This is a genomic window from Streptomyces sp. CA2R106, assembly GCF_037034245.1.
Classification (GTDB): Bacteria; Actinomycetota; Actinomycetes; order Streptomycetales; family Streptomycetaceae; genus Actinacidiphila.
The window spans coordinates 109,179-130,670 of sequence record NZ_JBAGKC010000003.1 but is presented as its reverse complement, the minus strand read 5'-3'; the positions used below and the strand labels follow the sequence as shown (position 1 = coordinate 130,670).

The following is a 21,492-nucleotide window of genomic DNA, read 5'->3' as shown; positions in this document are numbered from 1 at the left end:
GTCCCGTCCCGCCAGGAGGTCGCCCCGTGTCCGATCGGTCGTCACCCAAGCCGGCCGAGCCGGGCGGCAGCACCGGCAGCGACGCGCACATCCGGGTCTCGGACGACGAACGGGACCAGGTGGCGGCGCTGCTCGGCGACGCACTGGCCGTCGGGCGGCTCGACGTCACCGAGCACGCCGAGCGGCTGGAGGCGGTCTACGCCGCCCGCACCCGCGGCGAACTCGTCCCGCTCACCGCCGACCTGCCCTCGCCCACCCCGGGGGAGTCGCTGGTCTCGCCGGGCGACAGCGCCCCCATCGAGGCGCTCTTCGCGAAGGTGCGGCGCGCGGGCCAGTGGCCGGTGCCCCCGCACACCACCGCGCGCGCCCGCTTCGGCGCGATCGTCATCGACCTGCGGCAGGCGATGTTCACCCGCCGCGAGGTGGTCATCGACGCCAGGTCGCTCTTCGGCAAGATCGAGATCCTGGTCCCGGACAACGCCCACGTCTACGACACCGGGTCGGCGGTCTTCGGCAAGCGGTCGCAGAGCGGGCGCCGCAAAGGCGACGAGGCCGACGGGCCGGTGGTGCGGATCACCGGGCGCTCCGTCTTCGGGCACGTGCGGGTCACGCGCGGCTCGAAGTGGGCGTGGTGGGTCGGCCACCACATGGGCGGCGCCTTCGGCGGGCACCTCGGCGAGCGCATGGAGGAGCGGATGGAGCACCTGGGCCGCCACATGGAGGCCCGGATGGAGTTCATGGGGCGGCGGATGGAGCGGCACATGGGGCGCGGACCGGGCCGGGGTCCCTGGACGGGCCGCGGCCCGGAGGGAAGCCCCGGCCGCGACACCGGAGACGCCTGAGCGCCCCGGGCCGCCGCCCGTCCATGGGACCCGGCCCCGCGGTCAGCTCCGCGCGTCGAGCCAGGCGTCCTCCGCCGCGTAGTCGAACCAGTTGTTCGCTCCCACCGACATGCCCGCCACCTTCGGAAAGCGCTCCCGCCAGTCGCCCCCGCCGGCCAGCTCCCGGGTCAGCCACGCCACCGTCTCCGGCAGCGACTCCTCGTACGCCGTGACGGCGCGGTAGCCCAACTCCCGTTCGGCCGCGGCCATGTCCAGCACCATCGGGTGCGGCATCCCCCACGGGTGGTCGCCCACCGTCGGCGCCGGCGGCGGGCCGTCCACGAGCACCGTCTCGACGCTGCGGCCCAGCACCGCGTCGATCGCGTCGCCGATCTCCGCCGCGGTCGGCACCGCCGGGTCGCCCGCGTTCAGCACCCGCGCCCCGGGCCGGCGCGCGGCCAGCCGCACCAACTCGGCGAGGTTCGCCACGTGCACCGGGTGGAACCGGCTGCGGCCGCCGTACGCCAGCACCCGCACCGTACGGCCGTCCAGTGCCCGCTTGACGAAGTACAACTCGCGCGGCAGCGGGCTGTAGGGCCCGTGGACCGCACCGGCGCGCAGCAGCGTGCAGGGCAGCCGGTCGCCCGCCGCGAGCAGCCGCTGCTCCAGCTCGACCTTGCGGGTGGCGTACGACGACGGGCCCGCGTCCACCGTCGGCCAGGTCTCGGGCAGCGGCACCGGATAGCGCGGGGCGCCGTCCGGCTCCTCCTGCGTGTCGAAGTTGCGGCCCTGGCTGTCCTGGTAGACCGCGGCGCTGGAGACCACCACGGCCGAACCGACCCGGTCGGCCAGGCCCAGCAACTGGTCGGCGTGGCCGCCGTCGTACGCGACGCAGTCCAGGAGCACGTCGACACCGTCGCCCAGCGCGGCGCCCAGCGCGGCGGTGTCCGCGCGGTCCACCCGGACGTTGCGCACCTGCGGCGGCCACGCCGGGTCGGCGCCCCCGCCCCGCGAGGCCGCCACCACCTCCCACCCGTCAGCGGCGAGCGCCTGCACGGCCCGCCGACCGATCTGACCTGATGCTCCGAGAACGAACGCGGTACCTGTCATGCCGCGACGCTACGGCCGCAGGCGGCCGGCCCACCAGGCCCTTTCGCCCTGCGCGGATACGCCCTGGGCGCAACCCGGCCCCACCGCACGGGCGTTCGCGGCGGCCGTCCGCCGCACCGGACCGGGGGCGCGGACTCTCATGGGATTCTCAAGCGATTCCCAAGCTTCTCCCATCGCAGATCCAAGTACACGCCCTACAGTTCCCGGCATGTCGAGGCTCCGCACCGCGAACTCCCTGCTGAGAAAGGGCGCCCGCGCCCGCCTGACCAGGACCGCTCCGCCGTCCCCGGCGCCCGCGCGCGACCCGGCGGCCCCCGGCCCGGTCGCCGCGTCGGCCCGGCCCCCGGCCGACCCGGCCACCGACCGGCTGCTGCGCGCACCGGTGTTCATCCTGTCCGCCCCGCGCTCGGGCTCCACCCTGCTGCGGGTCATCCTCAACAGCCACTCGCGGCTGTGCGCGCCGCACGAGACCCACGTCCGGATGCTGCACGTACGGCAGTCCACGCCCACCGTCACCGCCGCGATGGACTCGTTCGGCCACAACACCGCCGACATCGAACACCTGCTGTGGGACCGCGTCCTGCACCGCGAGTTGGTCCGCAGCGGCAAGCCGACCCTCGTGGAGAAGACCCCGAGCAACGTCTTCGTCAGCGAGCGGCTGGCCACCTGCTGGCCCGACGCCCGCTTCGTGTTCCTGCTGCGCCACCCGGCCTCCGTGGCCCGCTCCTGGCACGAGGGCGACCCCGCCGGGCGCCCCATGGAGCGGGCGGTCCCCCATGTCCTGGCGTACATGGAGCAGTTGGAGCGCACCCGGCAGCAACTGCCCGGCCACACCGTCCGCTACGAGTCGCTGACCGCGGACCCGGAGGGCGAGACCCGGAAGGTCTGCGCCTTCCTGGACATCCCCTGGGAGGAGTCGATGACCGCCTACGGTGACAACGACCACGGGGAGTTCGTCAAGGGGCTCGGCGACTGGAAGGACAAGATCAGAACCGGCACGGTGCAGCGCAGCCGCCCGCTGCCGACGCCGGAGGAGATCCCCGCGGCGCTGCTGCCGATGTGCCGTACCTGGGGCTACCTGGACTGAGGCGCGCCCGGCGCTGACCCGCGCCGCCGCCCGGGGAACGCCGCGCGGGGCCGGGTCAGGTGGCCGGGTCCGGGCGGTCCGGGGCGTCCTCGTCGTAGTGCGCGAACCACGGCAGGCCCGCCGAGGCGTAGGCCGCCCGGTCCACCGGGGAGTCGGGGGCCGGGCGCCCGGTGACCTGCTCCCAGCGCGCCGCCGAGACCAGGTGCACCCACACCCGCGCGGACGGTTCGTCCCGCCAGTCGTCCAGCGGCCGCGGGTCGGGGTAGACCTCCTGCCGCATCCGCCCGCCCGCACCCAGGCCCGTCGCGGCCGCGTCGACCCGCACCGCCTCGCCCGGCGCGGGCGCCGCCAGCGGCACCCCCGGCACCGGCCCGGACCGGCCACCGGGCCGGGCCGCGCCCCACCCCGCCCGGTCCTGCGCGGCTCCCGCCCGGGCCCGGGCGTGCGCGCGCAACTCGAAGACCTGCAACTGCAGCCGGGCCCCCGCCGCCGCGGCCGGTCCGGGGCCCGGCGGTGTCGCCACGAACTGCCGGGTGGTGCCCCGCCCGGAGCTGATCCCGTCCAGCCACGGCTGCCGCGGCAGCACCAGGTAGTTCTGCGGGTCCTGCGCCAGCCGGCCGCTCCAGGGGCGCCCCGACACCGCGCACACCGCCCCGGCCCGCACCTGGAGGGCGACCGGCGCGGAAGCGGCGAACCCCAGCCACACCGCCTCCCGCTGGAGCACCGGCAGCAGCACCCCGCCGCCGTCCGGCCCCTGGTCGACCGCACCGTCCGCACCGTCCGGGCCGTCCGCCGCCGCCCGCAGCGGAAAGGCACCCAGCCCCGGCGGCAGCGGATGGGTCCCGGACTCCGGCAGCCGCAGCGTCCGCATGAAGCGCACCACGGCCCCGCCGGGCAACTCCAGCGCCCCGCCCGCCACTCTCACCAGCCCGCCCACGCGCGGCCCCCTTCGTCAGCCGCGGCTGCGCGCCTCCAGCGACGCCAGATAGGCGTTGTACGCGACGAGCTCCGCATCCCCGTTGCGGTCGGCGGCCCGGTCGGTGCGGCGCGCCTGCCGCTTCTCGGAGGTGTACCACTGGAACAGCAGGGCCACCAGCACGACCACCGACGGGATCTCGCTGAACGCCCAGGCGATGCCGCCGGCCGCCGTCTGGTCGCTGAGCGCCTGCACCCCGAGCGAGGCCGGCGGGTGCTTGAAGGTGGACACCATCGGCTCGCTCGCCATCATCAGCGCGATCCCGAAGAACGCGTGGAAGGGCATGCCCGCGAACAGCTCCAGCATCCGCATCACGTACCCCGAGCGGTGCGGGCCCGGGTCCACGCCCATGATCGGCCAGAAGAACGCCAGGCCGACCGCCAGGAAGTGCACCATCATCGCGATGTGCCCGGCCTGGCTGCGCATCAGGTCGTCGAAGATCGGTGTGAAGTACAGCCCGTACAGGCTCGCCACGAACAGCGGGATGGTGAACGCCGGGTGCGAGACCACCCGCACCACCCGGCTGTGCAGCACCTTCACCAGCACCTCGCGCGGGCCGGTGCGGCCCTGCCCGGCCGTCGGCAGCGCCCGCAGCGCCAGCGTCACCGGCGCGCCCAGCAGCAGCAGGATCGGCGAGAGCATGCTCAGCACCATGTGCTGCACCATGTGCACGCTGAACATCGCCATGCCGTAGTCGTTGAGCTTGGTGCACATGGTGACGCCGATGGTCAGCACACCCGCCGCGAACGCGATCGTCCGGCCCGGCGCCCAGCGGTCGCCGCGCAGCCGCAGCCGCGCCACGCCCCAGCCGTACAGCGCCAGCATCAGCACGCACAGCACCAGGAAGAACGGATCACCGCCGAAGGCCAGTGCCCGGCCGAGCGTGAACGGCGGAAGCTCCGCGTCCATACCCGGCATTCCCGGCATGGCCAGCAACGCCGAACTGCCGTGATCCATCTGTCACTCCTTCACCCGAGGTGCCCCACCAGACTAGAACCGCCCCCGGTCGGCGGTCCGACCGGGGGCGTGGGCGGCGAGGCGCGCCGGGCGCGGGGCTCAGAGCACGCACTCCGCCTCGGTGTACCGCTCGGCGGGCACCGTCTTGAGCTGCTCGACGGCCTCCGCCAGCGGCACCAGGTTGATGTCGGTGCCGCGCAGCGACGTCATCATGCCGAACCGGCCGTGGTGCACCGCCTCCACCGCGTGCCAGCCGAAGCGGGTGGCGAGCACCCGGTCGTACGCCGTGGGGGTGCCGCCGCGCTGGACGTGGCCGAGGATCACCGGGCGGGCCTCCTTGCCGAGCCGCTCCTCCAGCTCCACCGAGAGCTGGTTGGCGACGCCGGTGAAGCGCTCGTGCCCGTAGACGTCGGTGGCGCCCGCGGTGAAGTCCATCGTGCCCTCGCGGGGCTTGGCGCCCTCGGAGACGACCACTATCGCGAACTTCTTGCCCGCCTCGAAGCGCTTGCCGACCACGTCGGCCAGCTCCTCCACGTCGAACGGCCGCTCCGGCACCACGATGGCGTGCGCGCCGGCCGCCATGCCCGAGTGCAGCGCGATCCACCCGGTGTGCCGGCCCATGACCTCCACGATCAGCACCCGCTGGTGCGACTCGGCGGTGGTCTTCAGCCGGTCCAGCGCCTCGGTGGCCACAGTCACGGCGGTGTCGAAGCCGAAGGTGACGTCGGTGGAGGCGATGTCGTTGTCGATCGTCTTCGGCACGCCGACTATCGGCAGCCCCGCGTCCGACAGCAGCCGGGCCGCCTTGAGGGTGCCCTCGCCGCCGATCGGGATGATCGCATCCAGGCCGAGGTCCGCGACATGGCCGCGGGCCTGCTCCACGCCGCCGCGCAGGTGGGCCGGCTGGACCCGGGACGAGCCGAGGATGGTGCCGCCGCGCGCCAGGATGCCGCTGACCGCGTCGAGGTCGAGCTTGCGGTAGTCGCACTCCAGCAGGCCCTTCCACCCGTCGTGGAAGCCGATGACCTCGTCACCGTGGTCCACCACGGCGCGGTGCACCACGGAACGGATAACGGCGTTCAGCCCGGGGCAGTCGCCGCCGCTGGTCAGGACACCAATTCGCATCGCTCGCTACTCCTGCAACTCAACCAGGCGGCCGGACCCCTTCGTCCGGATGGATCACGGCTCAGCTTACCCGGCGCCCGGACCCTCCAGTCAGGCTCGTCCCGTCTGTGCGGCTCGCTCTCCACACGGAGGCAGCCGCACAGACAGGGGCGCGGGGAACTGCGCGACCAGCCACGACGTCGCGCAGGACGGCCGGAGACCGCAACCCGGGAGCGCTCAGGCAGGCTGCACCGCCGCGGCGATCCGCTCCTCGCGCAGGGCGTCGTACCACTGGTCGTCGACCGGCGGCAGCGCGTTGACGTCCAGGGCCAGTTTGATCAACATGTCCGCGATGTGCGGGTTTCGGGCCATGACGGGGCCGTGCATGTAGGTGCCGAAGACCGTGTCGTTGAAGGCGCCCTCGGTGCCGTCGCCGGTGCCGTTGCCGCGGCCGACCCGCACCCGGGCGAGAGGGCGGGCGGCGGGCCCGAGGTGCGTGACGCCCTGGTGGTTCTCGAAACCGGTCAGCTGCGGCAGCCCGAGCTGCGGGTCGATGTCGGCCAGCACGTCGCCGACGCACCGCTCGCCCTCGCCGCGGGTGCTCACCACGTCCAGCAGGCCCAGGCCCGGCTCGGGGCGGCCGAGGTCGTTGACGAACTCGTGGCCGAGGATCTGGTAGCCCGCGCAGACGGAGAAGACGATCGCGCCGTTGGCCACCGCCCGGTTCAGCCCGCCGTCGCGGCGCAGCCGCTCGGCCGCCAGCCGCTGCGGACGGTCCTCGCCGCCGCCGACCAGGTAGATGTCGCCGGAGGTCGGGATCGGCTGGTCGGAGCGGACGTCGACGCGGGTGACCGGCACCCGGCGCTGCTGCGCGCGGCGCTCCACGACCAGTGCGTTGCCCTGGTCGCCGTAGGTGCTGAGCAGGTCGGGGTAGACCCACACCAGGCGCAGGCTGGAATCACTCATGCGTGCTTCTCCTCGGGTCCGTTGTCGGGACCGGGTCTGGGGCCGGGCCTGCGACGACCAGGGGTCGTGCGCGGGTCCCGCCTGCCCGTTCAGTTTCCGACCTTGCGGCGCAGGTCCTGGAAGGCGGTGTAGTTGGCGATCGCCTCGATCCGGCCGGGCGGCGCGCTGCGCACCGCCTCGTCCAGGTCGGCGCAGACCCGGAAGTCCAGGCCGGCCACCTCCAGGCGGACCGCCAGGTCCAGCCGCCGGTCGCCGAGCACCATGATCGGGTGCCCGGCCAGCCGGGTGTAGTCCACGTCCCACAGCCAGGAGGTGTCGGTGCCGTCGGCGCCGCGCGCGTTGACCGACAGCACGACCGGCGCCGGCGGCTGGTCGATCAGCGAGAACGTCTCCAGCCAGCCCGCCGGGTTCTTCGCCAGCAGCAGCCGCACCTGGCGCTGCTGGTAGGTGACCACGTCGTAGCGCCCGGCGACCGCCTGCACCTTGTACATCCGCTCCAGCGCGACCTTGGGGTCGATGCCGAAGGCCGCGGCGACCGCGGTGGACACCGCCGCGTTGGACTTGTTGGCGCGGCCGGGCAGTTGGAGGTGGATCGGCCACGCGACGCCGTACGGGTCCACCACGTGGTCGCCGGACAGCGCCCACGTCGGGGTCGGGCGGCGGAAGCCGCACTCGCCGCAGTACCAGTCGTCGGACGGGCGCTGGAGCACCCCGCCGCAGGACGGGCAGGACCAGGCGTCGTCCTTCCACGCCTGCCCGGCGGCCACCCACACCACGGTCGGGCTGGAGGAGGCGGCCCAGACGATCAGCGGGTCGTCGGCGTTGGCGACGACGATCGCGTCGGAGCCGGCCAGCCCCTCGCGCCACTTCTCGGCGAGCATCCGGGTCTCGGCGGCGCGGTCGAGCTGGTCCCGGGAGAGGTTGAGCAGCGCGATCGCCTTCGGGGTGACGTCGCGCGCCACTCCGGCGAGGTACTTCTCGTCCACCTCGATGACGCCGAACCTCGCGTCCGAGCCGCCGGCCAGCGCCGAGGTGATGCCGGCGGGCATGTTCGCGCCGAGCGCGTTGGACACCACCGGTCCGCCGGCGCGCAGCGCCTCGGCGAGCAGGCGGGTGGTGGTGGTCTTGCCGTTGGTCGCCGACACCAGTACGACGTCCAGGTGGCGGGCGAGGCGCGCGAGCAGGTCCGGGTCGAGCCTCAGCGCGACCTTGCCGCCGATCACCGATCCACTGCCCTTGCCTGCGACGCGGGAGACCGCGGCCGCGGCCTTGCCCGCCGTCACGGCGAGCTTCGCCCGCGGCGTCAGCGGCTCAGAGTTGCCTGCCATCCTGTTGTTTCCTCCTCGACTTGCGCCCGGCGCCAGCCTATCGACTTCCAGGCGGGGGAGTTGACCGCCGCGGCGCCCGGCGGGGCGCGCGGTCCGCGGAGCGACGCGGATGGCCGTGCGCGGCCGGCCCGGGGTCGGTCGGGGTCGGTCAGGGGACAGGCCGGGGACCGGTGCGAGTCTGCCCGGGGCGGTCTGTCCGGAGTGGGCGGCCCGGAGCGGGCGGCCGGGGATGGGCGGCCCGGGGGCGGTCCGCCTACAGCCCGCGGCTGCCGGCCCGGTCTCCGGCCAGGGTGAGCCGGCCCCACAGCAGATCGGCCAGCGTCCGCACCAGCTGGTCCCGGGAGCAGGGGCGTTCGCCCAGCCACCAGTCCCCGGCGGCGTACATCATCCCGACGATGCCGTGTCCCCACACCCGGGCCACCTCGCGGGTGTCGGGGCCCAGGTCCAGCCGCTCGGCGATGACGTCGCCGAGGTCCTCGCCCATCCGCCGCAGCAGCGGCGCCTGGTGGCGGCCGACGTCGAACCCCTTCTCCCCGTCCGCCGCGGGCGTCTCGGCCGGGTGCATGAGGAAGCGGTAGACCTGCGGCCGGCTCTCGATGGCCGACAGGTAGGCGTGCAGGGTCGCCTCGACCCGGTCGCGGCGGTCGCCGGGGGAGTCCAGCGCGCTGCGCAGGGTGGCCAGCAGCGCGTCGGTGTGCCGCTTGGCGAGCGCGCGGTAGAGGCCGGACTTGTCGCCGAAGTGGCGGTAGAGGATCGGCTTGGTGATGCCCGCCTCGGCCGCGATCGCGTTCATCGACGCCTCGGGCCCCTCGCGCAGCACCACGCGGTCGGCGGCCTCCAGCAGTTCGTTGCGGCGCCGCTGTGTGGCGGTCCGCTGGTCCTGCCGATGCCCGGTCTCCACGGTGCCTCCCGGTGGCCTGCCGCGCTCGGGTGACCGGGCGCAGGTGGTCCGCTGCTTGTCTGATCAACTCGTCCGCACAGCGCGTGTGCTGCGGGTTTCTGCGCGCAACGTAACACCCTGGCGGCGCCCGACCGCTGTGCGGTCTGCGAGTTGACATTCCCTACCGCACGGTAACAGACTGCCGTTACCGCAAGTAACAAGTCCGTGGAGGGTGACGATGGGCGACTTCACGCTCGAACTCAACGACGAACAGCAGTCCGTGCGCGAGTGGATCCATGGCTTCGCCGCCGACGTGATGCGCCCGGCCGCCGCCGAGTGGGACGAGCGCGAGGAGACGCCCTGGCCGATCATCCAGGAGGCGGCCAAGATAGGCCTTTACTCGCTGGACTTCTACGCCCAGCAGTTCTTCGACCCGACCGGCCTGGGCATCCCCATGACCATGGAGGAGCTGTTCTGGGGCGACGCGGGCATCGCGCTGTCCATCGTGGGCACCGGCCTGGCCGCCGTCGGGGTGCTCGCCAACGGCACCGAGGAGCAGATCGGCACCTGGGTGCCCCAGATGTACGGCGACGCCAGTGACGTGAAGGTCGCCGCATTCTGCTCCTCCGAGCCGGACGCCGGCTCCGACGTGGGCTCGATGCGCACCCGCGCGGTCTACGACCAGGCCACCGACGAGTGGGTGCTCAACGGCACCAAGACCTGGGCGACCAACGGCGGCATCGCCAACGTCCACGTGGTGGTGGCCGTGGTGGACCCCGAACTCGGCACCAAGGGGCACGCCTCCTTCATCGTGCCGCCCGGCACCGCGGGGCTGTCGCAGGGGCAGAAGTTCAAGAAGCACGGCATCCGCGCCTCGCACACCGCCGAGGTCGTCCTGGAGGACGTGCGGGTGCCCGGGGACTGCCTGCTCGGCGGCAAGGAGAAGCTCGACGAGCGGCTGGCGCGCGCCCGGGAGCGGGCGAGGTCCGGGGACGGGGAGAGGGTGAAGAACGCGGCGATGGCCACGTTCGAGGCGTCCCGCCCGGCGGTCGGCGCGATGGCGGTCGGCACCGCCCGCGCCGCCTACGAGTACGCGCTGGAGTACGCCAAGGGCCGCGAGCAGTTCGGGCGCCCCATCATCGACAACCAGGGGGTCGCCTTCCAACTGGCGGACATGCGCACGCAGATCGACGCCGCGCGGCTGCTGGTGTGGCGGGCGTCCTGGATGGCAACCGCCGGGCGGCCCTTCACCTCGGCGGAGGGCTCCATGTCCAAGCTCTTCGCCAGCGAGACCGCGAAGAAGGTCACGGCGCAGGCGATCCAGATCCTCGGGGGCAACGGGTACACCCGTGAGTACCCCGTCGAGCGGATGCACCGCGACAGCGCGATCTACACGATTTTCGAGGGTACGAGCGAGATCCAGCGCCTCGTCATCGCCCGCACGCTTTCCGGGGTGCCGATCCGCTGAGGCTGCCCCGGCCGGTGGCTTGCCCCAGGAGGAGCCGCACATACCCAGGGGCGCGGGGAACGGCGCGGCCGGCCACCCACCCACCGCAAGGTCCCGCAACTGCGCGGCCGGGCAGCCTGGGGGGTTCAGTCCCGGTAGCCGCGGAGGAGGAACCAGCCGAGGAGGGCGGCGCCGACGACCGCGACCACGATGAAGGTGCGCATCACCGGTCCGGGCCCGGGGGAATTGCTGACCGCCAGGGTGGTGGTGAGCGCGTGGTGGAACTGCATGGCGACTCCTTCGACTCGACGCCTCAGCGTAGCCCCGGCGGTGCGCCGCCCCGCCGCAGGGTGCGCCGAGCCGGAACGTGTCCGCGGCCGGAGTGACCGCGGACACGTTCCGGACCTCACCGGACCCTCACACGAAGGGCACGAGGTCTGGTTCAATAGGCGCATGGCCAGCATCACTGACACCGGGACAGGTCGCGACGACCTCGAGCCCTTCTGGCCGTCCCGGCAGGAGCACCACTTCGACCGCTGGTGTTGCCGCGCGATCCCCGCGCGGAACCACGTCGCCCGCTGACTCCACGCACCCGCACCGCACCCGGCCGCACGCCGGGTGCCGTCGGCAGCGGCAGCACGTTTCCGGTACCGCGCATACGGAAGTCCTCTCCGACCTCTCGCGCGAAAGAGCCGAAACCATGTCGAACGTCTCGCACATCCCGTCCGCCCCCACCGCCGTCCCCGCGCCGTCCGCCGCCCGGCAGCGGCTGCGCGCGGTGCGGCCCGACGAGGTCCCGCCCGCGCCCGACTTCCTGCCGCCGGGGGCCACTTGGCTGCCGGCGCCCGGCCATGTGCTGCCCGCGGTGCCCGGCGGCGCCCCGATGGTCGGCTACCTGGTGCTGGTCCCGGCCGAGCAGGCGACCGCCGAGCAGCCGGTGCCCGCCGCCGACCCGCAGCCGTACGCCGCCGCCCCGGCGGCAGCGGAGCGCGGCGCGCCCACCGCACCGGTGGTGATAGACGGCGAGCGCCGCACCGTCGCCGTCGACGGCCGCCCGCTGGACCTGACGTACCTGGAGTTCGAACTGCTCGCCCACCTGGTCGCGCACCCGCACCGCGTGCACTCGCGCGACCAGCTCGTCACCACCGTGTGGGGCTACGGCCATGTCGGCGACGGCCGCACCGTGGACGTCCACATCGCCCGGCTGCGGCGGAAGTTGGGCGCCGCGCACCGCGGCAGCATCGTGACGGTGCGCCGGGTGGGCTACAAGTACGCGCCCGCGCAGGCCGCCCGCTGAGCCCTGTGCGGGGGAGGGCAGCAGCAGAACACCACCGGGTCCCGGCCGTACGTCCGCGTACGACCGGGACCCGCGCCGTACGCGCCCCGCGGGCTACGGCACCACGGTGACCGGCCAGCGGCCGGACTTCACCAGGCGCACCGCGACCGAGCCGACCAGGCGGTGCCCGGCCCGTTCGGAGGCGCCGACCACCACGGCGTCGGCGGTGAGCTGGTCGGCGGCCATCGCCAGCCCGTTGTAGGGGTCGCCGCGGAAGGTGTGGAACTCCCAGCGCACCGTGAACGCCCCGCGTACCCGCTCCACCGAGGCGCGGATCTCGGCGAGCAGCTGCTCGGCGACCCCGGTGTCCGCCTCGGAGACCGGCACTCCGAGCGCGGCGCCGCCCGCGATGTACGGCTGCACGTAGACGAGCGCGAGCAGGGCATGCTGCCGGCGGGCCAGACCGCCCGCGTACGCCGCGGCCCGCCAGGACGAGTCCGAACCGTCGAGTCCGGCGACGATCACCTTCGGGCCGTCGGTGCCGCGCTCGAAACGGGTCGGCAGTTGCTGCTCTTCCACCAGGTCAGGCTATCGGTTTACGGCACACGTTGATCACCCCCGTGCACGCAGCGTTCTCACTCGATCGGCCGCACCGCCACGACATGTGCGCTTTTGCGGGGCACGCTGTGGAAGTGGAGTGAAGCAGACGGCCACCCGAGGCAAGCGCACCGTTCTCCGCGGTCCGCGTCCGCCCGCGGCGGCCGTCCGCGGCGCTACCGGGTCCACGCCGCTACCGGGGAGGTCAGCGATGCCTTGCGTGTCCACGAACGTGTTCGTGCGGCGTACACCTACGGAGGTCTTCGACTTCCTCGCCGATGCCCGCAACCTCGCGCTGTGGAGTTCGGGCGTGTCCTCGGTGGAGTCGGGGCATGTGGCGCCGGGGCCCGGCGCGGTCTACCGTTACCGCTTTCCCGGGCGGCGCCGCCCGCACCACCTGGTCTGCGCGGACTTCGAGCCGGGCCGCCGGATAGCGTTCCGCGGCCAGCGGATGTGGGGCCCGCTGGGCACCCAGGTCCCGCACTTCGGCTTCGACCTGCTGCCGCACGCCGACGGCACCCTGGTACGGCTGTCGGTGACCAGCTCGCTCAGTGCCGCGCTCGCGCTGCTCGGGCCGCTGGTGGCGATGGCGTGGCGGCGGGACCTGCCCGCCGACGGCCTGAAGCTGCGCGAACTGCTGGGTGAGAACCGCACCGCCGTCGAGCCGCTGTCGGCGATGATCGCCACCGGGGTCGACGCGGCCGCCGCGGCGCGCACCGAGCAGCCCGCGGCGCGGACGGGGGAGCCGGCCGCGCCCGCCGCGCCCCCCGCGCGGGCCGAGGCCGCGCCCACTGGCTTCGACTACGCTCATTGAGTGTTAAAGTATTCATGTGGCGATGCGGTGAACATCGGTGAACATGATGTGTCCGCGGCGTCACACCGCGACTGCCCCGGCCTGGTCCCCCCGTCCCGGCCGGGGCTCTTTCACGTCCGGGTCCATGTCCGAGTCCGTGTCCGGGTCCATGTCCGCGTTCATGGCCGGTCGCGCCCGCCGGACGCCGTGAGCAGGGCGAATGCCTGCGCCACCGCCGTCAGCCAGGCCACGTCCCCGTCGATCGTCCCGGTGCGCGGCGGCACGGCCGCGGCCACCGCGGGCCGCCGCGGCACCGGCTTGTGCCCCGCGCGCCGCGCCTCCACCGCCGCCGCGAGCGCCGCCGCCTCCACCGCCGCGTCGGACGGCGCCCTGGACAGCGTGTCCGGCAGCGCCTCCGCCCCGGCGGTCGTCCGCGCGGCCAGCCACGCCCGGGCGTCCGCCGGGTAGTACGGCCGCAGCGACAGCCGCCCGTCGTGGATCTCGATCACCCGCCGGTACAGCGCGAACTGCACGTCCCGCAGCGCCGGCCAGCGGTCCGGGCGCGGCGGCCGCAGCGCGATGCCCGGGTGCGCCTCGTACAGTGCCGACCACAGCGGCTCCAGGGCGCGGTAGGAGCGGGCGGCACGCACCAGCCGGACCGGCGCGGTCAGCGCCCGCTCCCACGTACTGGCCGTCGCCCCGCCCACCGCCAGCAGGACGCACACCAGCGCCAGCACCGCCGCCATCCGGTGCTCGGCGGTGTCCTGCCGGCCCGAGCGCAGCACCCGCACCGCGTCCCACAGCAGCAGCAGCGTCCAGGCCGCGCCGACCGCGCCGCTCACCCGCATCAGCCGCAGCCCCGTACGCAGCGCGCTGGGCGGCATCCCGCGGGTGTGGCGGCCGAGGAGGGTGCCGAACAGGGCCAGGCAGCGCAGCGAGTACCCCACGAACAGCACGTCGTAGCCCGCCAGCAGCCAGCGGCCCGCGGTGCCGGTGACGTACCCGGTGCCGTTGTGCTCGCGGACACCCGCGGGCAGGAACAGCGCGGCCAGCAGCACACCGGCCGCCAGCGCCTGCCGCGCCGAGCGCCGCTCCGCCTCGCGCTGCGGACGCCCCGGCTCCGCCAGCGCCCGGGCGATCAGCGCCAGTACCGTCAGCGCGCCCATCTTCAACTCGGTGCCCAGCAGCGCCGCCACCCGCGGCGCCGGCCCGAACCGGTGCACCGCCCGTACGGTGGCCGGCGCCAGCACCAGCAGCGCCGCGCCCATCGACAGCGCGAACCAGCCGACGTAGCGCGTGGCCGGGTCCGGGTCGGGCCCGCCGAGCCGCACCACCACCATCCGGTAGCAGGCGAAGGCGAGCAGCAGCCCGCCCGCGGTGTACGTCCCCGCGTCAACCACGCGATCGGCCCCGGGCCCGCGGCACCCCGAACAGCGAGCCCAGCCGGCGCTGCTGGCCCTCCGCGAGCGGCGGGGTACGGGCCTCCCGCGCGGCCCGCGAGCAGATCAGCGACGCCAGCAACTCCGCCTCGTGCTCCTGCGGTTCGGTGTAGACGGTACGGCCCAGCACCCGTCGCACCAGCGTGTCCGGCAGGTGCGGCAGCAGCGCCCGGGACCCGGCGGTGGCGGCGTCGCCCGGGTCCGCGGCGTCGCCGGCGCCCGGCCCGGCCCCGTCGTGCCCGCACACCAGGTGCGCGGCCTCGTGGAGCAGGATGTGCCGCTGGTGCAGCACGCTGGTGTCGGTGGCGTAGACGATGCAGTCGGCGTGGTCGGTGACCATCAGCAGCCCGCACGGCAGGTTCGGCAGCGCGTCGACCGGGATCAGCTCGATCGGCCGGCCGCGCCGCTCGGCGAGCCGTGCGATCAGCGCCATCTCGTCGAACGGCCGGGGCAGTTCGCCCGAGCCCATGGCCCGGCGGTACTTCTCCCACAGCGCGTCATGTACGGCAGCCCGCGCTCTCACGTGCACCATCCCCCTGTCGCCGCCTGCGGCCGGCGCTCGCGCGCCGCCCAGGTCCGCTCTCGCGCCCGGTCCGGAAAGCTCCAAGACGCCCCGGTGCGGTTCCGGCGGTCACCTGCTCCCGGACCCGCACCCGTGGCATCCCGTCAACCCTTCTGCCCCGTTCTGCCCTGCTCCCCGTTGGTCCCTGCTCCCCGTTCGCCCCGAACCCGGCGGCTCCTAGGGCGAGTTGCGGTTGCGGTCCGCCTCGCGCCGGGCGATCAGGTCGATCATGTCGCTGATCGTGTCCATGCCCTCCGGCGAGAGGTTCACCGCCCGCAGCGCGACGCTGCGCACCCCGGCGTCCCGCAGCGCGCCGAGCAGCTCCAACTCGGCGGCGATCCGGGCGCCTTGGTCGTCGTCGAAGAAGTACGCGACCGGAATCCGGAAGAACTGCGCGAGCGCTTCCAGGTGGCGCTTGGTCGGATTGGTCCGCCGCCCGGTGCGCAACTGCCAGAGGTAGGTGGTCGAGAAGCTCTCCCCGGTCGCCTCCCGGCAGGCGCGCGCCACTTCCTCGTGCGTGTACGCCTCCCGGCCCGACCGGCGCACCACGCGGAAGAGCGCGTCGATCTTCTCCGCAAGGGTCGCCGCGCCGCGCGCCGACCCGTCCCCGTCAACCATGCCTGATTCCACCGCCCCCGCCGAGAACCGGAATCTCATGATAGGCGCGGGGGCCGCCACTTGGCACCGCTGTCCGGACCGCTTCTGTCGCCACCCGGCCGCAAGCGGACGCCCGCCCGCCGTGCGGCGGCCTGGGCCGTGCCTGACACATCCCGCCCCCATTCCCCCCGGCCATGGGGAGTACCAGGCTCCGTCGGCCCCCGCCCCTCGGGCGGGACGGCGCTGTGGGCCGGAGACAGCCTAGTAGCGCAGGACCGCGGCGATGTGGCCGGCGTCGGCGAGGTGGCCGTCCGGCACGAAGCGGACCCGGGCGCCGGTGTCGAGCGCCTGCTCGGCGATCTCGTCCACGATGTCGTCGCGGGCGCCGCGCTCCTCGGTGCCGGCCGGCACCAGGTGGTCGCCCTCGTCCCGGACCGTGGTGCGGTAGCCGTCCTCGATCGCCACCAGCGCCGCGCGGCCCTCGCTCACCGACTGCCAGACCTCGTCCACGCCCCCGGCGAACGCCTTGCGGCCGCGGGCCCGGTCCAGGTCGTCGAGCACCTCGGCGACCGCGCGCTCGTCGCGCTCGCGGTCGGCGTCGGCCACCGCCCGGGCCAGCGCCTCGCCCGGGCCCCCGGCGAGTCCGCCCTGTCCGATGTGCGCCACCGCGTCCCTGGCCACCGGGCCGACCTCGTCCAGGGCGCTGACCGCCTCCGGCTCGGCCACCAGGTACAACGGGCGCGGGTCGGCCGCCTGCACCGCCCCCACCGCCTCGGTGACCTGCCGCAGGAAGGTCCGGGTGTCCTCGTCGTTGAAGATGCTCGGGGTGTCGCCGATCTGCTCCTGGTGCTCGGGGTCGAAGTCGATCGGCTCGCGGCGCACCGGGAACGGCCCCGCCTCCTGGTGCGGGGTGTGCTGGCGGCCGCCGCTCCACAGCGTCGCCACGTCCGCGGACAGCGCCAGCACCCAGAACGGCCGGCTCGCGGCATAGGCGGCGACCAGGTTGCGGGTCAGGAAGGTCTGGGCCAGCAGCACCCGCTCCGGCACCGGCCGGTCCAGCGACCAGACGTGGTGCTCGCCGGGCGCGGCGAAGATCGCCAGACCGTCCTCGGCGTACACCAGGTCCACCTCCGCCAGCGCCTGGTCGAGCCGTCCGATCACGTCGATCCGGTCCGCCCTGGCCACCTCGGGGTCGCTGTGCACCGCGTTCTTCGCCTCCTCCAGGAGGTTGCGCAGCCGTACGGCGTCCTGCGCGTTGTCCGGTTCGCGGCGGTGCGTGGGCAGCAGCACCGAGACCGCCGGGTACTTGCGCGGGCGGCGCAGGTCGGCGAGCGCGGCAGGAGTCAGCGGCTGGTGCATGGAGGGCATGGGATGACCTTTCCGGCGGCTTGCGAAGACGCGGCCCCCGAACCGTCTGGCCGTCTTCCAGCAGTCGTCCGCTTCCGACATTTCCGTCACTACCTGGATATATCAATCGGGCGGCTTCCGCAGCCCAGCGGAGGAGGCGACCAAGCCGTCCTCGGCCCACGCGACCGCCTCCGCGCGGCTGCCGCACACCTGGGCGCCCGACGCAAGCCCGCCGTGCCCGTAGGCCTGCGCGCCCGGCACCACGGCGACCCGGTGCCCGGCGGCCGTGACCCGCTCCAGCGCCGCTTCGAGCATCGCGCGGGCCGGCGGCCGCACCCACAGCACCTCCGCCAGGTCCAGCACCAGCCACCCCGGCTGCTGCGGCGCCACCGACGCCAGCGCCCACAGCACCCGCTCCACCGCCGTGAAGTCCAGCTCGCCCCGCGCGGCCACCAGCGCGATCCGCCGCCCCTCGCGGGCCAGCAGCTCCCGCTCGGCCGGCGGCCGGTCCGCGCCCGCCGGCCAGTGCTCCGCCGTCGTGCACGCGGTCACCGTCGCCGGGCCCGGCGCGGGCACGTGCATCAGGTGCATCCCGAACCGGCGGGACATCTCGCGCAGCGCCGCCACCGCCCGCACCGGGCTGCCGGTCGAATCCAGCGGCGGGCTGTAGCAGGCGATGCCGAACCGGCCCGGGCTCGCCGCGGCCAGGCCGCCCGACACGCCGCTCTTGGCGGGCAGCCCCACCCGTACCAGCCAGTCGCCCGCCGCGTCGTACATCCCGCAGGTCGCCATCACCGCGAGCACCTGCACCGCGACCGGCTCGGGCACCACGCGCCGCCCCGACACCGGGTTGACGCCGCCGGTGGCCAGGGTCGCGGCCATCACGGCCAGGTCCACCGTGTCCACCCGCACCGCGCACTGCCGGAAGTACGTCTCCACCGCGGCCCGCGGCTCGGTGCGCAGCGAACCGGCGGCGTGCATCAGGTAGGCCAGGGCGCGGTTGCGGTCGCCGGTCGCCGACTCCGAGCGGTAGACCTCCTCGTCGACGTCCAGCCGGCGCCCGGCGAACGCGCTCAGGCCCTCCAGCACCCGGCCGAACCGCTCCTGCGGGCTGCCGGCCGGCACCAGGTTCGTGGTGGCGATCGCGCCCGCGTTGATCATCGGGTTCGCCGGGCGGCCCGTGCCGCGCTCCAGGCTGATCGCGTTGAACGCGTCGCCGCTCGGCTCGAGGCCCACCCGAGCCCGCACCTCCTCCAGCCCGAGTTCCGCCAGGGCCAGCGCGTACACGAACGGCTTGGACACCGACTGGAGGGAGAACGGCACCCCGGCGCGCCCGGCCCGGTACCGGTGGCCGTCCATGCTCACCAGCGCCAACCCGAAGTCGCCCGGGTCGGCGAGCGCGAGCTGCGGGATGTACGAGGCGACCTCGCCGTCCGTGACCGGCAGCAGCTGCCGGTGCACCTCGGCGAGGCCCGCGCTGATCACGTCGAACGGTGCCGCGTCGGCCATGCGTCCATGCTTGGCGCGGCACAGCGGGGCCGCAACGCGGGACCGCGGCGGGCAGCCGTGCCGCGGCGGCGGCCCCGGGCCCCGTGCCGCGGCCGACGGGCTCAGCCGTGGAGGTGGCGGCGGAGGTAGTCGTGCCAGGTGCGGACGAAGGTGCCCGCGAGGGCCGAGGCCGGGGCGAACACGTCCCAGGCATGGTAGGTGTGCGCGTAGAGGTGCAGGTCGACGGGCACGCCGGCGGCGATCAGGCGGCGGGCGAAGTCGATGTTCTCGTCGCGGAAGACGTCGTACTGGGCGACGGCGACGAAGGTGTCCGGCAGCCCGGCGACGTCCGTGGCGCGGCCGGGCGCGCTGTAGGGGTGCACGTCCGCGGTGCCGACGCGGTCGCCGAGCACCGCGGCCCACGCGTACGCGTTCTCCCGGCGGTCGTAGACCCCGAGGTCGACGATCTCGCGGCTGGAGGCCGTCGCGCCGCGGTCGTCGAGCATCGGGTAGTTCAGCGACAGCAGCCGCGGCCGGCGGTCCCCGCGGTCGCGGACCATGAGCGCCGTCGCGGTGGCGGGCGCCCCGCCGCCGCTCGCGCCGGCCAGCCCGATCCGGTCGGGGGCGATGCCGTGGCCGGCGGCGTGCGCGACCAGGTGGGTGTAGGCGAGGTAGCCGTCCTCGGCGGCCCCCGGCGCCTGGGTCTCCGGTGCCAGCCGGTAGTCGACCACGGCCAGCACGATGTCGAGTTCGAGCGCCATGGCGGCGGCGTACGCGTGGGCGACGCGGTCGTGGGCGCTGCCCAGCACCTGCCCGCCCGCGTGGAAGTACAGCAGCGCCGGCCGCGGCCGGTCGGCCGGCACGGGGGAGAACAGCACGACGTCGAGTGCGGTGCCGTCGCCGCGGGGGACGGCGAGCGTCTCGATCGTGACGCGCGGGTCGGGATCGGGTATCGGCAGCCCGGCGCTCGCGGCCTGCGCCTGTGCGCGGCAGGCGGGGATGTCGGAGAAGTCGAGCAGCGCGCCGTTGGGGCCCTTGGGCAGGGCCGCCAGCGCGGCGGCGAGTTCGGGGTCGAGGTCGTAGGTCACGGGGCGTGGTCCTTTCCGGAGTTCAGAACAGGGGAGGCTGGCCGCTGCCGGCGGTGATGCCGCCGTCGACGGGGAGCAGGACACCGGTGATGAAGCGGGCGTCGGGGGAGGCGAGGAACGCGACCGCGGCGGCGATGTCGGCCGGGGTGCTGTAGCCGGCCAGCGCGCGGCGGTCGTTGAACCGCTCGACCAGCCGCGCGGCCTCCGGGCGCCCGGCATGCTCAGCGCCCAGCGTCAGGGACGGGGCCACGGTGTTGACGCGGATGCCGAACCGCCCCAGGTCGAAGGCGAGTCCGCGGGTGAAGTTCACCACCGCGCCCTTCGCCGCGTTGTAGGCGGTGAGCATCCGGTCGCCGCCCATCCCGGATGCCGAGGCGATCTGCACGATGCTGCCGCCGCTCCGCTTCAGGTGCGGCAGGACGGCCTGCGCTCCGTGGAAGCAGCTGTCCACGTCCGTGCTCATCACCAGGCGCCAGTCCGCGGCGGTGGTGTCCTGAAACTCCTTGCCGAGCCCCAGGCCCGCGTTGGACACGAGCACGTCGATGCCGCCGAACCGCTCCGCGGCGGCCTCGGCCAGCGCGTCCATGTCGTCGCGGCTGGTGACGTCCGTCGTCACGGCCAGGGCCCGCTCCCCGCCGAGCTCCGCCGCGAGCGCGTCGAGCCGGTCCCGGCGCCGGGCGGCCAGCACCACGCACGCCCCCTCCTCGTGGAACCGCCGGGCGATGCCCACCCCGATCCCCGAGCTCGCGCCCGTGACGACCACGGTCCTGCCGTCGAACCGCTGCTCCATGGCGACCTCCCTCACGTCTCATGCCAGACATCTTTAGCGTCAGAGTCTGACGGGTTTAGTGTCGCATTCTGACGCTACATGGTGTCAGGGTCTGACGCAAAAACCGGCAGGTGCCGACACCGGGCGGTAGAGTGTCGCCATGCCAAGAAGCGGAGAAGCGGCACGCCGGCGGCTGCTGCAAGCCGCGCTCGACCTGTTCGCCGAGCACGGTTTCGACCAGGTCACCGTCGAGGCCATCGCCGCGCGGGCAGGGGTCACGGAGCGGACCTTCTACCGGCACTTCTCCGACAAGCGCGAGATGTTCTTCGACGGCGAAAGCGAACTGCGCGACGTCCTCACCCGAGCCGTCGCCCAGGTCCCGCACGGCACCAAGCCGCTGCCGGCCCTGCGCGCCGCCTTCCGCGACTCGGTGCCGCTCTTCGAACGCAACCGGCCCGTCACCGAGCGGGGCGCGCACCTGATCGACGAGACCCCGGCGCTGCGCGAACGCGCCCTCGCCAAACGGGCCCTGCTCGTCGACGCTCTGACCGGCGCGCTGCGCGGCCGCGGGGTCGACGCCCGGACCGCGCCGCTGCTCGCCCAGGTCGGCATGGACACCTTCGCCGCGGCCACCCACCGCTGGATGCAGGACGGGTCGGTCCCCCTCGGCGACCACATCGACCTCGCCTTCCGCGAACTGCGGCTGGCGGCCGCCGCGCTGAAGTAGGCACCCGGGCCGCTCGCAGCGGCCGCGCCGACGCCGCGCCCGGACTGAACCGGTTCGGTACGGCAGGGCCAGCGCACCGGTCCACCCCTGTTGCCGGCCGCCCGCCGTGCTTTACCGTTTAACGCGCGCCGGA

The 21,492-nt window shown here is 74.4% G+C and carries 23 protein-coding genes; 7 read left to right on the top strand and 16 right to left on the bottom strand.

Translation table 11 applies throughout. The annotated features are described in order from the left end of the window. Positions 1–26: 26 nt before the first annotated feature. Positions 27–842 carry a DUF1707 SHOCT-like domain-containing protein gene (locus WA788_RS06170; RefSeq protein ID WP_335972344.1) on the top strand — a complete coding sequence of 272 codons (816 nt, stop codon included), beginning with the start codon at positions 27–29 and terminating at the stop codon, positions 840–842. A gap of 42 nt (positions 843–884) precedes the next feature. Here the strand turns inward: WA788_RS06170 and WA788_RS06165 are convergent, their stop codons facing one another. Then, entirely contained in the window at positions 885–1,931 is a 1,047-nt protein-coding gene (locus WA788_RS06165; RefSeq protein ID WP_335972343.1) for an NAD-dependent epimerase/dehydratase family protein, read from the bottom strand. A 208-nt stretch (positions 1,932–2,139) separates the two neighbouring features. Between WA788_RS06165 and WA788_RS06160 the strand changes: the two genes are divergently transcribed. Next, complete coding sequence (locus tag WA788_RS06160; protein ID WP_335972342.1) at positions 2,140–3,018, top strand: sulfotransferase family protein; 879 nt, start codon at positions 2,140–2,142, stop codon at positions 3,016–3,018. A gap of 55 nt (positions 3,019–3,073) precedes the next feature. Here WA788_RS06160 and WA788_RS06155 read toward each other — a convergent pair whose 3' ends face one another. From WA788_RS06155 to WA788_RS06130, 6 genes are all read right to left on the bottom strand, one after another. Continuing rightward, positions 3,074–3,955 (bottom strand): hypothetical protein, encoded by an 882-nt coding sequence (locus WA788_RS06155; protein ID WP_335972341.1) that lies wholly within the window; start codon positions 3,953–3,955, stop codon positions 3,074–3,076. A gap of 15 nt (positions 3,956–3,970) precedes the next feature. Next, positions 3,971–4,951: a cytochrome c oxidase assembly protein gene (locus tag WA788_RS06150; RefSeq protein WP_335972340.1), complete on the bottom strand. Its 981-nt coding sequence runs from the start codon at positions 4,949–4,951 to the stop codon at positions 3,971–3,973. A gap of 99 nt (positions 4,952–5,050) precedes the next feature. Continuing rightward, a complete protein-coding gene (locus WA788_RS06145; protein ID WP_335972339.1) occupies positions 5,051–6,076 on the bottom strand; it encodes a 6-phosphofructokinase in 1,026 nt (341 codons plus the stop codon). Between the two features lie 216 nt (positions 6,077–6,292). Beyond that, complete coding sequence (locus WA788_RS06140; protein WP_335972338.1) at positions 6,293–7,021, bottom strand: type 1 glutamine amidotransferase; 729 nt, start codon at positions 7,019–7,021, stop codon at positions 6,293–6,295. 89 nt (positions 7,022–7,110) lie between these two features. Next, positions 7,111–8,349: a Mur ligase family protein gene (locus WA788_RS06135; protein WP_335972337.1), complete on the bottom strand. Its 1,239-nt coding sequence runs from the start codon at positions 8,347–8,349 to the stop codon at positions 7,111–7,113. 253 nt (positions 8,350–8,602) lie between these two features. Beyond that, complete coding sequence (locus WA788_RS06130; protein ID WP_335972336.1) at positions 8,603–9,250, bottom strand: TetR family transcriptional regulator; 648 nt, start codon at positions 9,248–9,250, stop codon at positions 8,603–8,605. Between the two features lie 217 nt (positions 9,251–9,467). Between WA788_RS06130 and WA788_RS06125 the strand changes: the two genes are divergently transcribed. Next, entirely contained in the window at positions 9,468–10,697 is a 1,230-nt protein-coding gene (locus tag WA788_RS06125; RefSeq protein WP_335972335.1) for an acyl-CoA dehydrogenase family protein, read from the top strand. Between the two features lie 125 nt (positions 10,698–10,822). Here WA788_RS06125 and WA788_RS06120 read toward each other — a convergent pair whose 3' ends face one another. Beyond that, the gene (locus WA788_RS06120; protein ID WP_335972334.1) at positions 10,823–10,966 is read right to left on the bottom strand and encodes a hypothetical protein; all 144 of its coding nucleotides are present in this window, start codon (positions 10,964–10,966) and stop codon (positions 10,823–10,825) included. A gap of 163 nt (positions 10,967–11,129) precedes the next feature. Here WA788_RS06120 and WA788_RS06115 point away from each other — a divergent pair, with 163 nt between their 5' ends. Both WA788_RS06115 and WA788_RS06110 read left to right on the top strand, forming a co-directional pair. Next, positions 11,130–11,258 (top strand): hypothetical protein, encoded by a 129-nt coding sequence (locus WA788_RS06115; protein ID WP_335972333.1) that lies wholly within the window; start codon positions 11,130–11,132, stop codon positions 11,256–11,258. 118 nt (positions 11,259–11,376) lie between these two features. Next, positions 11,377–11,973, top strand: a complete 597-nt coding sequence (locus tag WA788_RS06110) for a winged helix-turn-helix domain-containing protein (RefSeq protein ID WP_335972332.1) — start codon at positions 11,377–11,379, stop codon at positions 11,971–11,973. A 93-nt stretch (positions 11,974–12,066) separates the two neighbouring features. On the opposite strand, the gene WA788_RS06105 is transcribed toward WA788_RS06110, so the two are convergent. Further along, entirely contained in the window at positions 12,067–12,531 is a 465-nt protein-coding gene (locus WA788_RS06105) for a universal stress protein (protein ID WP_335972331.1), read from the bottom strand. A gap of 238 nt (positions 12,532–12,769) precedes the next feature. Here WA788_RS06105 and WA788_RS06100 point away from each other — a divergent pair, with 238 nt between their 5' ends. Further along, entirely contained in the window at positions 12,770–13,363 is a 594-nt protein-coding gene (locus WA788_RS06100; RefSeq protein ID WP_335972330.1) for an SRPBCC family protein, read from the top strand. 158 nt (positions 13,364–13,521) lie between these two features. Here WA788_RS06100 and WA788_RS06095 read toward each other — a convergent pair whose 3' ends face one another. The 7 genes from WA788_RS06095 to WA788_RS06065 all read right to left on the bottom strand — a co-directional run bounded on the left by WA788_RS06095 (position 13,522) and on the right by WA788_RS06065 (position 20,653). After that, on the bottom strand, positions 13,522–14,742 hold the full coding sequence (locus WA788_RS06095) for an MAB_1171c family putative transporter (RefSeq protein ID WP_335972329.1): 1,221 nt from the start codon (positions 14,740–14,742) through the stop codon (positions 13,522–13,524). After that, on the bottom strand, positions 14,735–15,313 hold the full coding sequence (locus WA788_RS06090; RefSeq protein WP_435130686.1) for a ParH-like protein: 579 nt from the start codon (positions 15,311–15,313) through the stop codon (positions 14,735–14,737). The genes WA788_RS06095 and WA788_RS06090 overlap by 8 nt, the downstream gene beginning before the upstream one ends. Before the next feature lie 207 nt (positions 15,314–15,520). After that, positions 15,521–15,961 (bottom strand): XRE family transcriptional regulator, encoded by a 441-nt coding sequence (locus WA788_RS06085; protein WP_335972327.1) that lies wholly within the window; start codon positions 15,959–15,961, stop codon positions 15,521–15,523. A 240-nt stretch (positions 15,962–16,201) separates the two neighbouring features. Then, complete coding sequence (locus tag WA788_RS06080; protein WP_335972998.1) at positions 16,202–17,299, bottom strand: baeRF3 domain-containing protein; 1,098 nt, start codon at positions 17,297–17,299, stop codon at positions 16,202–16,204. Positions 17,300–17,410: 111 nt separating this feature from the next. Continuing rightward, positions 17,411–18,796 (bottom strand): glutaminase A, encoded by a 1,386-nt coding sequence (gene glsA, locus WA788_RS06075; RefSeq protein ID WP_335972326.1) that lies wholly within the window; start codon positions 18,794–18,796, stop codon positions 17,411–17,413. 101 nt (positions 18,797–18,897) lie between these two features. Further along, on the bottom strand, positions 18,898–19,863 hold the full coding sequence (locus tag WA788_RS06070) for an alpha/beta hydrolase fold domain-containing protein (protein ID WP_335972325.1): 966 nt from the start codon (positions 19,861–19,863) through the stop codon (positions 18,898–18,900). A 22-nt stretch (positions 19,864–19,885) separates the two neighbouring features. Beyond that, positions 19,886–20,653, bottom strand: coding sequence for an SDR family NAD(P)-dependent oxidoreductase (locus tag WA788_RS06065; RefSeq protein ID WP_335972324.1), 768 nt, complete (start codon positions 20,651–20,653; stop codon positions 19,886–19,888). Between the two features lie 139 nt (positions 20,654–20,792). Here WA788_RS06065 and WA788_RS06060 point away from each other — a divergent pair, with 139 nt between their 5' ends. After that, positions 20,793–21,359 carry a TetR/AcrR family transcriptional regulator gene (locus tag WA788_RS06060; protein WP_335972323.1) on the top strand — a complete coding sequence of 189 codons (567 nt, stop codon included), beginning with the start codon at positions 20,793–20,795 and terminating at the stop codon, positions 21,357–21,359. The last annotated feature ends 133 nt before the right edge of the window (positions 21,360–21,492 follow it).